The following is a 15,681-nucleotide window of genomic DNA, read 5'->3' on the forward strand; positions in this document are numbered from 1 at the left end:
CATGCTGCGCCGTCTGCTGCTTGCCTTTTGCGTTTCGATGCTGGCGGGGTCCGCGCTGGCGCAGCCCAAGACGCTCAGGGTCGTGATGCACTCGGATCTCAAGATCCTCGATCCGATCTGGACCACCGCCTACATCGTGCGCAACCACGGCTACCTGATCTACGACACGCTGTTCGCGCTGGACGCCAAGCTCGAGCCGCAGCCGCAGATGGTCGAGAGCTGGACGGTGAGCGACAACAAGCTCACCTGGACCTTCAAGCTGCGCGACGGCCTGAAATGGACCGACGGCACGCCGGCCACGTCAGCCGACGTCCTCCCCTCGATCAAGCGCTTCACCGACAAGGACGTGCAGGGCGGCCTGCTCGCCAAGGTGACGAAGGAGATGAAGGCGGTCGACGACAAGACCTTCCAGATCGTGCTCAGCGAGCCGTTCGGCCTGGTGCTGAAGACGCTCGCCAAGTCGGCCTCGGTGCCGCTGTTCGTCATGCCTAAGCGGGTCGCCGAGACGCCGATCAGCCAGCAGATTTCCGACACCACCGGCTCGGGTCCGTTCATCTTCAAGAAGGACGAATGGAAACCCGGCGAGAAGGTCGTCTATGTCCGCAATCCCGACTACGTGCCCCGCAAGGAGCCGCCGTCGAGCCTGGCCGGCGGCAAGGTCGCCAAGCTCGACCGCGTCGAATGGATCTCGATCCCCGACGGCCAGACCGCGATCAACGCGCTGCTGTCGGGCGAGGTCGATATGATCGAGACGCCGGCGCACGACCTGCTGCCGGTGCTGGAGAAGGACAAGAACGTCGTGATCCAGGTGCCCGATCACCTCGGCAGCACCTATGTCCTGCGCTTCAACTGGAAGCAGCCGCCGTTCGACAACCTCAAGGTCCGCCGCGCCGCCGAATATGCGCTGAACCAGCCCGACTTCCTCAAGGCCAATATCGGCGATCCGCGCTACTTCAAGGAATGCCGCGCGATGTTCGGCTGCGGCGCGACGTTCGAGACGGCCGCCGGCGCCGAGGGCCTCCTGCAATCGAACTTCGAGGTATCGAGGAAGCTCCTCGCCGAGGCGGGCTACGACGGCAAGCCGATCGTCGTGCTGCAGACCACCGACATCAACACGCACGTCAATCTCGCGCCGGTCGCCAAGAGCCTGCTCGAGAAAGGCGGCTTCAAGGTCGACGTGCAGTCGATGGACTGGCAGACCCAGGTCTCGCGCCGCGCCAAGAAGGACCCGGTCAACAAGGGCGGCTGGAACATCTCGATGACCGCGGCGGCGACCGTCCTGCTCTCCGACCCGATCGTCAACCACTACACCGAGGCGACCGGCGACCGCGCCCAGTTCGGCTGGCCGCTCGACGAGGAGATCGAGAAGCTGCGCATGGCGTTCGCCAAAGAGAACGATCCCAAGAAGCAGTTCGCGCTCGCCGAGCAGGTCCAGAAGCGCGTGCTCGACCTCGGCATCACGGTGCCGCTCGGCCAGTTCGTCCAGCCGACGGCGCGGCGCACCAACATCGTCGGCAACGTCGCCTCGCCGGTCACGGTGTTCTGGAACATCGAGAAGAAGTAGCCGCCGGGCACGACCGGCATCGCAGATCATATGAAGCCGAAAAGGTTGTCCGACAACTTTTGAAATGCGACCCTTCTGCAAACAACGATTTGCGAGGGGAGACGCGATGAAGGGTTTCAATCGGATAGCCGCCGGTATCGCGTTGCTGGCCGGCCTCGCCTTCACGGGCGATGCGTTCGCCCAGGCCAAGCACTACAAGCTCGCCTACGACCAGCCGGTCGGCACCGGCTACGGCGTCGGCGGCAAGATCTTCGCCGACAAGCTCAATGAGCTGAGCAAGGGCACCATGCTGATCGACCAGTACCCCGGCGCCCAGCTCGGCCAGGAGCCGCAGGTGCTGCAGCTGGTGAAGGCCGGCGACATCGAATTCTGCTTCAGCGCCTCGGCCAATGCCGCAACGCTGTCGCCGCAGGCCGGCGTGATGTCGCTGCACTTCCTGTTCCGCGACGAGGCCCATCTCAAGAAGGCGATCGCCGATCCCGAGGTGGTGAGGGCGGTGCGCACCATGATCGACGAGACGGTGCAGGGCGCGCACGTGCTGTCGCTGCTGACGCTCGGATTCCGCAACATCTACGCCAAGAAGGAGATCAAGAAGCTCGACGACATCAAGGGCATGAAGGTGCGCGTCCAGGCGACGCCGACCGAGGACACCATGTTCCCGGCCTACGGCGCGCAGATCGTCCACATGCCGTTCGGCAACGTCTACACCTCGCTGCAGACCGGCGTGGTCGACGCCGCCGAGAACGGCGTCAATGTCTTCCTGGTCAACAAGCACTATGAAGTGGCGCCGGTGATGTCGATGACCGAGCACGAGGCCAACAACAACCTGCTGTGGATCAGCGACAAGCTGTGGTCGAGCCTGACGGCCGAGCAGAAGGGCTGGGTACAGGCTGCGGCCGACGAGGTCGGCAAGGTCGAGCCGGGCAAGGCGCTCGATCTCGAGCGCCAGTCGGCAACCAAGCTCAAGGGCATGGGCGTAAAGATCGTCGACAACATCGACAAGTCGGGCTTCACCAAGATCGCCGCGCCCTATCTGGAGAAGATGGCCAAGGATCTCGGTCCCCACGCCGCCAAGATCCAGCAGCTGATCGCCGCGGTTAAGTAGAGTGGCCGACGACCGCTCGCTGGTGCTCCTCCGGCAGCGCCAGTTGAAGTGGCGCGCCCTCGACGGGCTCGAAGCCGTGCTGATGACGCTGTGCGGCGTCACGTTGTTCGGCTTCAGCCTGTCGGTGGTGTGCGACATCGTCACCCGCGAGATCGGCCGGCCGTGGCTGTGGCTGCAGGAGGTCACCTCGACCTTCTTCGTCTACGGCATCTTCATCGGCGCCGCGGTGGCGACGCGGCGCAACGACCACCTCTACCTGGCGGCGGTCGGCGAATCGATGACCGGCCGGCCGCGCACGATCATCGAGGCGGCGATCCGCCTGGTGGTGATCGGCGTCGGGCTGTTCCTCGCCTGGTTCGGCTACGAGAACTTCCTGCGCGGCTTCGCGAGCTTCCGCATGCCGTCGATGACGCCGATCGCCTCGCTCTATGCCGCGATCCCGATCTCCGGCGCCCTGATCGCGCTGTTCGCCTTCGAGCAGCTGGTCAACGGTCTCAGGAACGGCTTCGAGACACCGCCCGAGGACGCAATGCCCGAGGAAGGAGCCGGTGCGCCATGAGCCCCGCGTTGGTTCTCGGCCTCATGACCTTCCTGTTCCTGTTCTTCGGCTATCTCGGCGTGCCGGTGGCGTTCTCGCTGACCGCTGGCGTGATCATCGGCTCGGCCTTCACCGACGTCACCTACGCGGCGCTGGTGCAGAAGATGTTCGACGGTGTCGATTCGGAAGCGCTGCTCGCCATCCCGTTCTTCCTGCTGGTCGGCGAGCTGATGAGCTCGGCCAACGTGGTGCAGCGGGTGATCAACCTGTCGCTGTCGCTGGTCGGCCATCTCAAGGGCGGCCTCAGCCAGGTCGTCGCCGTGTTCAGCATGTTCTTCTCCGAGATGTCGGGCTCGACCACCGCCGACGTGGCGGTGATGAGCCGCACGCTCTGCGTGTCGATGAAGAGGGAGGGCTACGACCCGCCGTTCGTCGCCGCCATCATCGCCTCGGCCTCGACCATCGCCGCCCTGGTGCCGCCCTCGATCACCGCCGTGGTCTACGGCGCGGTCGGCAACGTCTCGATCGCCGGCCTGTTCATGGCGGGCTTCCTGCCCGGCTTCATGATCGGCATCGGGCTGATGATCTACTGCTATTTCTTCGGCCCGGTGGGCATCCGCCGGCCGCGCTCGAGCTTCGGCCAGGTCGGCCAGGCGACCAAGGAAGCCGCGCTGCCGCTGATGATCCCGGTGATCCTGCTGGGCGGCATCCTGACCGGCTGGTTCACGCCGACCGAGGCCGGCGTGGTGGCGGTGTCGTGGATCATCCTGGTGGTGATCCCGATGCTCAATCCCCGGCACATCCGCAACCTGCCGCGCGACTTCTGCTATGCCGGCCTGATCTACTCGCTGCCGCTGATCACCATCGCGGCGGCGACGGCGTTCGGCTGGATGCTGGCCTACCTGCGCGGCGCCATCGTGATCTCGGACTTCATCACCGACCTCGCCGGCAGCGACCCGCACCTGATCATGCTGCTGCTGGTGCTGCTGTTCACCATCGTCGGCGACTTCATCGAGCCGGTCCCCACCATCATCATCTTCATGCCGCTGGTGAACGCGCTGACCGAGGCCGGCAGCATCAACCCGGTGCACATGGGCGTGGTGCTGATCCTGACCCTGGCCTTCGGCCTGATCACCCCGCCCTACGGGCTGGTGCTGCTGATGGCCTCGAAATTCGTCGGCGTGCCCTTCTCGAAAGCCCTGAAGGCGGCGCTGCCGATCTACGTCGTGTTCCTGACGACCATCGTGTTCGCCATCTTCGCGCCCAGCGTGATCCTGTGGCTGCCCAAGCAGGTCATGCCGCAGGCCGTCGGCTGCTTCAAGAATCCCAGCGGCACCGGCTACATCTGCCCGTCCTGAGCGGACTTATCCACAGATTGGTGGGAAGTCGGTGGGAAGTCCGCGGGACTCGCAGGACGCTCAGCGATCGGGCAGCGGGATGAACTCCGGATCGCCCGGCACCTTGGCGAAGCGGCCTTCCTTCCAGTCGGCCTTGGCCTGCTCGATGCGCTCCTTCGAGGAGGACACGAAGTTCCACCAGATGTGGCGCGGCCCATCCATCGCCGCCCCGCCCAGCAGCATCAGCTTGGCGCCGTCGGCGCCCGCCAGCACGTCGACCGGCACGCCGGCCGCCAGCACGGCGAGGTCGCCGACGGCGAGCTGGCGGTCGCCGATCATGACGTTGCCGTGGCTGACATAGACGCCGCGCTCCGCGTGCTCCGGCGCGACCGTGATCCTGGCCGCCGCCGGCATCTCGGCCGCGACGTAGAAGATCGGCGAGAAATGCGTGGTCGGCGCCTTGCGGCCGGCGTAGCTGCCGACGATCAGGCGCAGCGCCGTGCCGCCCTCGCGCCACGCCGGCAGGTCGGCCTTGGCCACGTGCTGGAAGACCGGCGCCGTCTCCTCGTGGCTGTGCGGCAGCGCCACCCAGGTCTGGACGCCGTGCATGGTGAAGCCGGTGCGCTTCATCTCCGGCTCGGTGCGCTCGCTGTGGGCGATGCCGCTTCCCGCCGTCATCCAGTTGACGTCGCCCGGCCGGATCGCCTGGGCGTAGCCCAGGCTGTCGCGATGGAAGATGCCGCCCTCGAACAGGTAGGTGACGGTGGCGAGCCCGATATGCGGATGCGGCCGCACCTCCATGCCGTCGCCGCCCGGCGGGATCGTCATCGGCCCGAAATGATCGAGGAAGATGAACGGCCCGACCATGCGCCGCTTGACGCTCGGCAGCACGCGGCGCACCGCGAAGCCCGGTCCCAGCTCGTGGGCGCGGCCCTGGACCAGGAGCTCGATCGGATCGGTCATCTTGTCCTCCCGCATTGTTTGTGCTGCAAACAAATAGCCATGAGCCCTCGCGACCTCTCGCCCTTCTTCGCGCCGCGCAGCATCGCCGTCATCGGCGCGGGCGAGCGCGCCACCTCCTCCGGCGGCGCGATCATGCAGATGCTGCAACGGGCGGCGTACGGCGGACGGGTCGTCCCGGTCAATCCCAAAGGCGGCACGATATTCGGTTACGAGTCGGTGACCGCCATCGGCGCCATCGACCCGCCGGTGGATCTGGCAGTGATCGTGATCCGGCCGGACGCCATCCTCGAGGCTGCTGCCGAGTGCGCCGGCCGCGGCATCAGAAACCTGCTGATCCTGCCCGGCGGCTTCGCCGAGGCGGGCCCTGCAGGCGTAGCGCGCAACGAGGCGCTGCTGAAGCTCGCGGCCGAGCGCGGCCTCACCGTCGCCGGGCCGAACTGCGCCGGCATCGTGCATCTCGACCCGGCCTGGCGCTTCGCGGCCACCTTCCTGCGCGACCTGCCGCCGGGCGCCGCGGCGAACGGGCTCGCCTTCATCTCGCAGTCAGGGGCGCTCGCCGAGGAGTTCATCGACAAGGCCAATGCGCGCGGGCTGCCGCTGACCTCGGTGGTGTCGGTCGGCAACGCGGTGCATCTCGGCGTCGAGGACTATCTCGCCTGGCTCGGCGCGCGGCCGGAGATCGGCGCGGCGTTGCTCTATGTCGAATCGATCGAGGATCACGAGCGCTTCCGCACCCTGGCGCGCGAGGTCGCGGCGATCAAACCGGTGATCGCGTTGTTCGGTGGAAGCACTGTCGTTGGCGGCTTGGCGGCGGCGGCCCACACCGGCGCGATCGCCAACGACGATGCGGCGATCGATGCCTTCTGCACCTCGTGCGGCATCGTCCGCGTCGAGAGCCTGCGGCGGCTGCTGATCGCGGCCAAGGCGTTCGGGCGCTTCCCGCAGGGACTGGGCAAGCGGGCGCTGATCCTGTCCAACTCGGGCGGCCCCGGCGTGATCTGCGCCGACCGGGCGGCGCTCGAGGGGCTGGAGATGGGAGCCTTGCCCCAGCCGATGGCCGACGTGCTGCGCCAGCGGCTGCCGCCCGAGGCCTCGGCCGCCAACCCGATCGACCTGCTGGCCGACGCCCGCGACGACCGCTTTGGCCTCGCCTTCGAGGCCGCCATGACCCACGCCGCGTCGGCCTACGACATGGTGCTGATGATCCATGTCGTGCCGTTCATGGTGGATGCGGGTCCGGTGATCGCCCGGCTGGCCGAGCTCGCCGGCGCGGCCCGGCTGCCGGTGATGCATTCGATGATGGGCACCCTGCCCGGCAAAGCCGACTGGTTCGCCACCATGGAGCGAGCCGGGGTGCCGATGTTCAACGACGTCGAGGAGATGGCCGAGGCCGCCGGGCTGCTGGCCCGCTACCCGATCCTGCGGAATTCGGCCCGCAGCGACACTCTGCCCGGTGGGGTTTTCCACGACCGGAAACGCCGCCAACTATGATAATTCGGCGATTCTCCAGCGTTTTCAACTACATGCACAGGTGTTGCATTTTTGCCACTTTTTGTTGGACTTGAGAAAAACTCGTGTCCACTATCGGCCGCAACGGGGGCAATTGCGGCGGGCTCCGACGGGAGGTCGGAAATTCGCTGTCAGCCTCAGGTGTTGAAGACTTAGGCGGGAGAGGCTGATGGCGTACACGACGACGCGTGCTGAGCGCGCCGACCGGTCGCGGCAGGTTTGCGCCTTTGTGGCCGTCGCCGCCGTTTCCCTCTTCGGTTTCCTGTCCGCACCCGCTGTCGTTCCTGCCTTCGCCCAGGTCAAGGCGCCCGCCAAGGGCCATCTCAAGCTGCCGCCCAAAGAGGCCGCCTCGCCCACCGACAACCAGGCCGACAAGCTCAACGAGCAGTGGCTGAAGCAGCACAACAGTGGCGCCACCGCCGAGGCTCCGGCCGCCGCCGCCGGCAAGACCGAGGATGCCCCGACCCCCAGCACGGTTACCCTGCCGGACGCCGGGGCGCGCACCCTCGTCACCGGCTCGGTCAAGCTCGTGAGCGCCAAGACGGCCGCCGCGGGCTTCCTGCCGGGCGGCGCCAATGCCGGCGCGCTCAAGCCGCTCAGCGACGCCTTCGCCGGCTTCGCGGCCGGCGCGCCCAAGGTCGAGATGCTGGAAGGCCGCACCGCCGACGGCTCGAGTCGCCTGCTCTACGCCAGCATCGGCGAGGGCAAGAGCAAGAAGTCCTACTGGTGGTTCACGCCGCTCGACCAGCCGGAGGGCTGGTTCGACGAGACCGGCAAGCGGTTGGGCGGCAACGTCCTGACCGATCCCAAGCCCGATTCGCGCATCTCCTCGCCGTTCGGCAACCGCCGCTATTACGGCCGCTCGAGCGGCGGCGGCTTCCATGACGGTATCGACTACGAAGGCAAGGTCGGCGAACCGATCCTCGCGGCCGCCGATGGCGTGATCAATCACCAGAACTGGTACTACCAGTACGGCCGCACGGTGAAGATCACCCATGCCGACAGTTTCGAGACCCTGTACGCCCACATGTCCCGCTTCGAGACCAGCCTGGCGGTCGGCAGCAAGGTCAAGAAGGGCGACGTCATCGGCTATGTTGGCTCGACCGGCCGCTCGACCGGCCCGCACCTGCACTTCTCGGTGATCGTCGGCGGCCGCTTCGTCGATCCGCAGCCCTACATCTCGGGCAATGGCGGCCACGACGAGCTGGGCGGCCAGTCGCTGGTGGCCTATCGCAAGTGGCAGCAGGACGTGCGCACGGCGAGCGAGCAGCAGCGCTCGACGCGCCGCAGCGAGCCGTGGAGCCAGAACCCGTTCGCCGGCCACAACTGAGCCGCGCGCGATTCATTTCATTTCGACTGTTGCCTGACGGGGCCGGGAAGGCGAGACTCTGCGCCCGGGTTCTACAGGGCATCAATGGGAGAACGTAATGCGTAATTTCACTCTGACAGCCGCGGCCGCGGTGGCCACGATGCTGGCCTCGGGCAGCGCCTGGGCCGGCAAGGACCTCGACGCCATCAAGGCGCGCGGCAGCCTGGTCTGCGGTGTCGGCCAGGGCACCGCGGGCTTCATGATGGCCGACAGCACCGGCAAGTGGGTCGGCCTCGATGTCGACGTCTGCCGCGCCGTCTCGGCGGCGATCTTCGGCGACTCCGAGAAGGTCAAGTACGTGCCGCTCAGCTCGCAGCAGCGCTTCACCGCGCTGCAGTCGGGCGAGGTCGACATCCTGTCGAACAACACCACCCAGACGCTGACGCGCGACACCGCGCTCGGCCTCGATTTCACGGCGGTGACCTACTACGACGGCCAGGGCTTCCTGGTGCCCAAGAAGCTCGGCGTGAAGAGCGCCAAGGAGCTGAACGGCGCCACGGTCTGCGTCGCCCCCGGCACCACCACCGAGCTCAACCTCGCCGACTACTTCCGCGCCCAGAAGATGACCTTCAAGCCGGTGGTGATCGAGAAGGTCGACGAGGTCCGCGCCGCCTTCTTCTCCGGTCGCTGCGACGTCTACACCAACGATTCGTCGAGCCTCTATGCGACGCGCGCCGCCAACCCGCCACCGCCGCTCAAGCCCGAGGACTTCATCGTGCTGCCGGAGATCATCTCCAAGGAGCCGCTGGCGCCGGCGGTGCGGCACGGCGACAACCAGTTCGCCGACATCGTGCGCTGGACCCAGTACGCGATGGTCGAGGCCGAGGAGTACGGCATCAACTCCAAGAACGTCGACGAGATGCTGAAGAGCGAGAATCCGACCATCAAGCGCATCCTCGGCGTGACCCCGGGCATGGGCAAGGCGCTGGGCGTCGACGAGAAGTGGGTCTACACCATCGTCAAGCAGGTCGGTAACTACGGCGAGAGCTTCGAGCGCAATGTCGGCATGGGCTCGGTGCTCAAGATCGAGCGTGGCCTGAACAAGCTGTGGACGCAGGGCGGCCTGCAATACGCCCCGCCGATCCGCTGATGAAACGCCGCCTCTTCGCGGCGGCCATCGGAGCCGCCGCCCTCGTCGCCTCGGGCAGCGCGCTCGCCGGCAAGGATCTCGATGCCATCAAGGCGCGCGGCGCGGTGATCTGCGGCGTGCCGACCGGCATCGCCGGCTTCGCCGCGGCCGACAGCCAGGGCAAGTGGATCGGCCTCGACGTCGATGTCTGCCGCGCCGTCTCGGCGGCGATCTTCGGCGATTCGGAGAAGGTCAAGTACGTGCCGCTCACCTCGCAGCAGCGCTTCACCGCGCTGCAGTCGGGCGAGGTTGACCTGCTGTCGAACAACACCACGGTGACGCTGCAGCGCGACACCGCGCTCGGCCTCGACTTCACGGCCATCACCTACTATGACGGCCAGGGCTTCATGGTGCCCAAGAAACTCGGGCTGAAGAGCGCCAAGGAGCTGAACGGAGCGACCGTCTGCGTCGCGCCCGGCACCACTACCGAGCTCAACCTCGCCGACTACTTCCGCGCCAACAAGATGACCTTCAAGCCGGTGGTCATCGAGAAGGTCGACGAGATCCGCGCGGCGTTCTACTCCGGCCGCTGCGACGTCTATACCACCGACGTATCGAGCCTGGCGGCGACGCGCGTCGCCAACACGCCGGCGCCGCTCACGCCCGACGACTTCATGATCCTGCCGGAGATCATTTCCAAGGAGCCGCTCGGCCCGATGGTGCGCCATGGCGACAACCAGCTCACCGACATCATCCGCTGGACGCAGTACGCGATGCTGGAGGCCGAGGAGTACGGCATCACTTCCAAGAACGTCGACGAGATGCTGAAAAGCGAGAATCCGACCATCAAGCGCATCCTCGGCGTCACCCCGGGCATGGGCAAGGCACTGGGCGTCGACGAGAAGTGGGTCTACACCATCGTCAAGCAGGTCGGTAACTACGGCGAGAGCTTCGACCGCCATGTCGGCTCGGGCTCGCTGCTCAAGATCGACCGTGGCGTGAACAAGCTCTGGACGCAGGGCGGTCTGCAGTACGCACCGCCGATCCGCTGAGCTCGCAGGGGGAATAAAGCATGGCAGTCGAGGCCCTCGGCTCCCAAACCAAAGCCAAAGTCCCGCCGTGGAACGACCCGGTCATCCGCGGCTGGGTGTTCCAGATCGTCGTCGTGGCGCTGGTCGGTCTGCTCGCCTGGTTCCTGGTGAGCAACACCATCGAGAACCTGCAGCGCCAGAAGATCGCCTCGGGCTTCCACTATCTCGAGCGCGAGGCGGGCTTCGAGATCGGCGACACCATGATCCAGTACTCGCCGGCCAGCACCTATGCGCGCGCGATCTTCGTCGGCCTGCTCAACACGCTGAAGGTCGCGGTGCTCGGCATCTTCATGGCGACCGTCCTCGGCACCATGATCGGCGTCGGCCGGCTGTCGCCCAACTGGCTGCTCGCCAAGATCTGCGAAGCCTACGTCGAGATGTTCCGGAACGTGCCGCTGCTGCTGTGGCTGTTCCTGATCTACAAGCTGATCAGCGAGGCCTTCCCCGGGCCGCGACAGGCGATCAACGTCCTCAATTCCTTCTTCCTCAGCAATCGAGGTCTCTACTTCCCGGTGCCGCTCGCCGATCCGGCCTATGAATGGATGGGTATAGCCTTCCTGGTCGGCATCGTCGCCACGGTCTTCGTCGCGCGCTGGGCCAAGAAGCGCCAGGACGCGACCGGCCTGCCGTTCCCCACCATCAAGGCCGGCCTCGGCCTGATCGTCGGCCTGCCGATCCTGGTCTGGCTGGCATGCGGCGCGCCGCACCACATGAGCTGGCCCGAGCTCAAGGGCTTCAACTTCGACGGCGGCATGGTGATCCAGCCGGAATTCACCGCGCTTCTGGTCGGCCTGGTGCTCTACACCTCTGCCTTCGTCGCCGAGATCGTCCGCTCGGGCATCCTGGCATTGCACAAGGGCCAGAGCGAGGCGGCGATGGCGATCGGCCTGTCGCGCGGCCAGGTCATGCGCCTGGTCCTGCTGCCACAGGCGCTGCGCATCATCGTGCCGCCGATGACCAGCCAGTATCTCAACATCACCAAGAACAGCTCGCTGGCGATCGCCATCGGCTATCCCGACCTGGTTGCCTCGGTGAACGTCACCATCAACCAGACAGGCCAGGCGATCGAGAACATCCTGATCATCATGGCGGCGTACCTGTCGGTCAGCCTGTCGATCTCCGCCTTCATGAACTGGTACAACAAGCGCATCGCCTTGAGGGAGCGCTGACATGGCAGACGTCCTCCCGGGCGAACGCCCACAGCTCGCTCCCCCGGTCGACGACACCGGCCCGCTCGGCTGGGTCCGCAAGAACCTGTTCTCGAGCTGGGGCAACGGCATCACCACGGTCGTGCTGATCGTGGCGATCGGCTGGATCCTCTCAGGCTTCCTGCACTGGGCGGTGTTCACCGCCACCTTCGACGCCAAGAGCGGCGCCGAATGCCGCGGCCACGGCGCCTGCTGGGCGCTGATCCGCGAGAAGTACCGCTACATCTTCTTCGGCTCGTTCCCCTACGAGCAGCATTGGCGGCCGCTGTTCGCCGTCGTCGCCATGCTGGCCATGCTGATCCTGAGCTCGGACCGGCGGATGTGGAACAAGCGCCTGATCGCCATCTGGGGCGTCGGCAGCTTCGTCGCCTTCCTGCTGATGTTCGGCCAGATCCACATCTCGCTCGGCTTGATCCTGTTCGTGGCCCTGGCCGCGGGCGGGCTGGGCATGATCCTGCGCGGTGCCATCGCCACGCCGGGCGAGCTGAACGGCTGGCGTGCGCTGGCCGCGGTCGGCGCCCTCGGCCTGATCGGCCGCATCACCGGCGTGATCCCGACCTGGAGTCTGGCGATCGCGCCGCTCAGCTACGTCGAGACCGGCCTGTGGGGCGGTATCCCGGTGACGCTCATCCTCGCCACCTACGGCCTCGTGTTCGCCTTCCCGTTCGGTATCCTGCTGGCGCTCGGCCGGCGTTCCAACCTGCCGCTGATCAAGGGCCTGTGCGTCGGCTTCATCGAGCTGATCCGCGGCGTGCCGCTGATCAGCCTGCTGATCATGGCCTCGGTGATGCTGCCGCTGTTCCTGCCCTCGGGCATGACCATCGACAAGTTCCTGCGCGCCCAGGTGGCGGTGATCCTGTTCGCCGGCGCCTACATCGCCGAGATCATCCGCGGCGGCCTGCAGTCGCTGCCCAAGGGCCAGTTCGAGGCGGCCGACGCGATGGGCCTCAACTACGTCCAGAAGACCACGCTGATCATCCTGCCGCAGGCGCTGCGGGTGGTGATCCCGCCGCTGATCAACACCTTCATCGGTTTCTTCAAGGACACCTCGCTGGTGCTGATCATCGGCATCTTCGACTTCCTCAACACCGCCAATCAGGCGCTGGTCGATCCCAACTGGGCGGGCTTCCCGGGCGAGGTCTACCTGTTCGCCGCCTTCATCTACTTCTGCTTCTGCTATTCGATGTCGCGCTACTCCAAGCACCTCGAGATCGAGCTCAACAAGGGGACACGCCGCTGATGGCTACCGCTGCCCAACCCAAGCAGGACCTGTCGCACGCGCCGTCGGTGATCACGCTCAAGGGCGTGAACAAGTGGTACGGCCAGTTCCACGTGCTCTCCGACATCAACCTCGACGTCAAGCTCGGCGAGAAGATCGTCGTCTGCGGGCCGTCGGGGTCGGGCAAGTCGACCCTGATCCGCTGCATCAACCGGCTGGAGGAGCATCAACAGGGCAACATCGTCGTCGACGGCGTGACGCTCAGCAACGACGTCAAGAACATCGAGGCCATCCGCCGCGAGGTCGGCATGGTGTTCCAGTCGTTCAACCTGTTCCCGCACCTCACCATCCTCGAGAACCTCACCCTGGCGCCGATCTGGGTGAAGAAGATGCCGAAAAAGGATGCCGAGGAGGTGGCGATGAATCTCCTGAAGCGCGTGCGCATTCCCGAGCAGGCGCTGAAGTATCCCGGCCAGCTCTCGGGCGGCCAGCAGCAGCGCGTGGCGATCGCGCGGGCGCTGTGCATGCGGCCCAAGATCATGCTGTTCGACGAGCCGACCTCGGCGCTCGACCCCGAGATGGTCAAGGAAGTGCTCGACGTGATGATCGAGCTGGCGCGCGAGGGCATGACGATGATCTGCGTCACCCACGAGATGGGCTTCGCCCGCGCCGTCGCCGACCGCGTGATCTTCATGGACCGCGGCGAGATCGTCGAGCAGAACGAGCCCGAGGCGTTCTTCGCCCATCCGAAGAACGAGCGCACCAAGACCTTCCTCGGCCAGATTTTGCATCACTGATCATTGGACCGCGGGCCTCCAGGCCCGCATCATGAGATGAGCGGACCTGGAGGTCCGCGGTCCGGAAGAAGACATGAAACTCCTGATCACCGGCGGCGCGGGGTTCATCGGCTCGGCCGTCGTGCGCCATGTGATTCGCACCACCGACTGGTCGGTGGCGAACGTCGACAAGCTGACCTACGCCGGCAACCTCGAATCGCTCGCCGAGGCGCGCACCAGCAACCGCCATCGCCATTTCCCGGTCGACATCTGCGACCGGACGGCGATCGATGCGATATTCCGCGAGGTCCGGCCCGACGCCGTGCTGCACCTCGCCGCCGAAAGCCATGTCGATCGCTCGATCGACGGCGCCGCGCCCTTCATCCAGACCAACGTGGTCGGCACCTGGACGATGCTCGAGGCCGCCCTGGCCTGGTGGCGCACGCTCGACGCCGAGGCCCGCCAGCGCTTCCGCTTCCAGCACATCTCGACCGACGAGGTGTTCGGCTCGCTCGGCGCGACCGGCAAGTTCACCGAGCAGACGGCCTACGCGCCGAACTCGCCTTACTCCGCCAGCAAGGCCGGGTCTGACCATCTGGTGCGCGCCTGGCACCACACTCACGGCCTGCCGGTGCTGACCACCAACTGCTCCAACAACTACGGCCCCTATCATTTCCCCGAGAAGCTGATCCCGCTGATCGTCATCCGCGCGCTGCGCGGCGAGCGGCTGCCGGTCTACGGCAAGGGCGAGAACGTGCGCGACTGGCTGCATGTCGAGGACCATGCCGAGGCCCTCTCGCTGGTGCTGCAGAAGGGCCGGCCGGGCGAGACCTACAATGTCGGCGGCGACAGCGAGCAGCGGAACATCGATGTCGTGCGCGGCATCTGCCGCCTGCTCGACGAGTTGCAGCCGGCGAGCCCGCACCGGCCGCACGAGCGGCTGATCGAGTTCGTCACCGACCGGCCGGGTCACGACGCACGCTATGCAATCGACGCCTCGAAAATCCGCGACGAGCTGGGCTGGCGACCCCGGCACAGCTTCGAGGCCGGCCTGCGCAAGACCGTTCAGTGGTTCATCCACAATCCGTTGTGGTGGGAACGGGTCATGAGCGGCGCCTATCGCGGCGAGCGGCTGGGACTGGCCCACGAATAGCCACGGCGGCCCGGCAACCGTCGCGCGTTGCCTACGTTGTCTCCCGCTCGAATGACAGGAGACCCCCATGCGCAGCTTGATCGTACTGGCCGTCGCCGCGCTGTCGATCGCGGCCTGCACCTACAAGACCGAAACTGTCGAGCGGCAGACGCCGTCTGGCCGCACCGTCGTCAGCGAGCACGCCAGCGTCGGCACGCCGGTCGTGGTCGTGCAGGACTAACCGACGCGCCCGAAGAGAAAGGGCGGACGCAAGCCGTCCGCCCTTTTTCGTTCGTCCCCGGGCGTATTGCGTACTAGAGATCGTTCGAAGCCGGCTGCAGGACCCGCGTGAACCGCGACACGACAGACGAGTCGGTCGCCATCTTGCGCTGGCGCAGCTCGATGCTGCGCAGCAGGTACTCGAACTGATCCTCGTCGACCGGCTTGCCGACCAGGTAGGCGTTGCCGATGCCCCGCACCTCGGCCTGGATCGAGGGGGTGTCGGCATAGGCCGTGCAGAATACGATCGGAACATCTCTGAGCGAACGGATCAGACCGGCCGCGCGCAGCCCGCTGTCCCTGCGGCCTAGCCGGACATCCATCACCACGGCATCGGGCTGTGTCGCCTTGAACAGGGCCAGCGCGCTGGCTTCGCTGTCGGCGGTGCCCACCACCCGGTGACCCCAGTCCTCCAGCATCAGCGTCAGCGCCATCGCGAGGATCACTTCGTCTTCGACGATCGCGAGCTTCACCCAATCCCTCCGTCGTAGTCGCCCGTACGGTATGGATCAGGGTCGGACA

At 66.4% G+C, this 15,681-nt stretch carries 15 protein-coding genes; 13 read left to right on the top strand and 2 right to left on the bottom strand.

Annotated features, from left to right (window positions below):
• Nucleotide 1: 1 nt before the first annotated feature.
• The 4 genes from J0J01_RS01690 to J0J01_RS01705 all read left to right on the top strand — a co-directional run bounded on the left by J0J01_RS01690 (nucleotide 2) and on the right by J0J01_RS01705 (nucleotide 4,565).
• Nucleotides 2-1,564 (top strand): ABC transporter substrate-binding protein, encoded by a 1,563-nt coding sequence (locus tag J0J01_RS01690; protein WP_296378399.1) that lies wholly within the window; start codon nucleotides 2-4, stop codon nucleotides 1,562-1,564.
• Between the two features lie 106 nt (nucleotides 1,565-1,670).
• On the top strand, nucleotides 1,671-2,669 hold the full coding sequence (locus J0J01_RS01695; RefSeq protein ID WP_296378400.1) for a TRAP transporter substrate-binding protein: 999 nt from the start codon (nucleotides 1,671-1,673) through the stop codon (nucleotides 2,667-2,669).
• Nucleotide 2,670: 1 nt separating this feature from the next.
• Complete coding sequence (locus J0J01_RS01700) at nucleotides 2,671-3,228, top strand: TRAP transporter small permease (RefSeq protein ID WP_296378401.1); 558 nt, start codon at nucleotides 2,671-2,673, stop codon at nucleotides 3,226-3,228.
• Complete coding sequence (locus J0J01_RS01705; protein ID WP_296378402.1) at nucleotides 3,225-4,565, top strand: TRAP transporter large permease; 1,341 nt, start codon at nucleotides 3,225-3,227, stop codon at nucleotides 4,563-4,565. The genes J0J01_RS01700 and J0J01_RS01705 overlap by 4 nt, the downstream gene beginning before the upstream one ends.
• Nucleotides 4,566-4,625: 60 nt before the next feature.
• Here the strand turns inward: J0J01_RS01705 and J0J01_RS01710 are convergent, their stop codons facing one another.
• On the bottom strand, nucleotides 4,626-5,507 hold the full coding sequence (locus J0J01_RS01710; protein ID WP_296378403.1) for a pirin family protein: 882 nt from the start codon (nucleotides 5,505-5,507) through the stop codon (nucleotides 4,626-4,628).
• Nucleotides 5,508-5,546: 39 nt separating this feature from the next.
• Between J0J01_RS01710 and J0J01_RS01715 the strand changes: the two genes are divergently transcribed.
• The 9 genes from J0J01_RS01715 to J0J01_RS01755 all read left to right on the top strand — a co-directional run bounded on the left by J0J01_RS01715 (nucleotide 5,547) and on the right by J0J01_RS01755 (nucleotide 15,121).
• On the top strand, nucleotides 5,547-6,998 hold the full coding sequence (locus tag J0J01_RS01715; RefSeq protein WP_296378404.1) for a CoA-binding protein: 1,452 nt from the start codon (nucleotides 5,547-5,549) through the stop codon (nucleotides 6,996-6,998).
• 187 nt (nucleotides 6,999-7,185) lie between these two features.
• Nucleotides 7,186-8,346 carry a M23 family metallopeptidase gene (locus tag J0J01_RS01720; RefSeq protein ID WP_296378405.1) on the top strand — a complete coding sequence of 387 codons (1,161 nt, stop codon included), beginning with the start codon at nucleotides 7,186-7,188 and terminating at the stop codon, nucleotides 8,344-8,346.
• 139 nt (nucleotides 8,347-8,485) lie between these two features.
• A complete protein-coding gene (locus tag J0J01_RS01725; RefSeq protein WP_296378473.1) occupies nucleotides 8,486-9,475 on the top strand; it encodes an amino acid ABC transporter substrate-binding protein in 990 nt (329 codons plus the stop codon).
• Nucleotides 9,475-10,506: an amino acid ABC transporter substrate-binding protein gene (locus tag J0J01_RS01730; RefSeq protein ID WP_296378406.1), complete on the top strand. Its 1,032-nt coding sequence runs from the start codon at nucleotides 9,475-9,477 to the stop codon at nucleotides 10,504-10,506. Before J0J01_RS01725 ends, J0J01_RS01730 begins: the two co-directional genes overlap by 1 nt.
• A 20-nt stretch (nucleotides 10,507-10,526) precedes the next feature.
• Nucleotides 10,527-11,714: an amino acid ABC transporter permease gene (locus J0J01_RS01735; RefSeq protein ID WP_296378407.1), complete on the top strand. Its 1,188-nt coding sequence runs from the start codon at nucleotides 10,527-10,529 to the stop codon at nucleotides 11,712-11,714.
• Between the two features lies 1 nt (nucleotide 11,715).
• Complete coding sequence (locus tag J0J01_RS01740; protein WP_296378408.1) at nucleotides 11,716-12,993, top strand: amino acid ABC transporter permease; 1,278 nt, start codon at nucleotides 11,716-11,718, stop codon at nucleotides 12,991-12,993.
• Nucleotides 12,993-13,769 carry an amino acid ABC transporter ATP-binding protein gene (locus J0J01_RS01745; RefSeq protein ID WP_296378409.1) on the top strand — a complete coding sequence of 259 codons (777 nt, stop codon included), beginning with the start codon at nucleotides 12,993-12,995 and terminating at the stop codon, nucleotides 13,767-13,769. Before J0J01_RS01740 ends, J0J01_RS01745 begins: the two co-directional genes overlap by 1 nt.
• Before the next feature lie 73 nt (nucleotides 13,770-13,842).
• The gene (gene rfbB, locus J0J01_RS01750) at nucleotides 13,843-14,901 is read left to right on the top strand and encodes a dTDP-glucose 4,6-dehydratase (RefSeq protein WP_296378410.1); all 1,059 of its coding nucleotides are present in this window, start codon (nucleotides 13,843-13,845) and stop codon (nucleotides 14,899-14,901) included.
• A 67-nt stretch (nucleotides 14,902-14,968) separates the two neighbouring features.
• Nucleotides 14,969-15,121 (top strand): hypothetical protein, encoded by a 153-nt coding sequence (locus J0J01_RS01755; RefSeq protein ID WP_296378411.1) that lies wholly within the window; start codon nucleotides 14,969-14,971, stop codon nucleotides 15,119-15,121.
• A gap of 73 nt (nucleotides 15,122-15,194) precedes the next feature.
• On the opposite strand, the gene J0J01_RS01760 is transcribed toward J0J01_RS01755, so the two are convergent.
• A complete protein-coding gene (locus J0J01_RS01760; protein ID WP_296378412.1) occupies nucleotides 15,195-15,632 on the bottom strand; it encodes a response regulator in 438 nt (145 codons plus the stop codon).
• Between the last annotated feature and the right edge of the window lie 49 nt (nucleotides 15,633-15,681).

This window comes from Reyranella sp. (assembly GCF_017305915.1).
In the GTDB taxonomy this organism is placed as follows: domain Bacteria; phylum Pseudomonadota; class Alphaproteobacteria; order Reyranellales; family Reyranellaceae; genus Reyranella.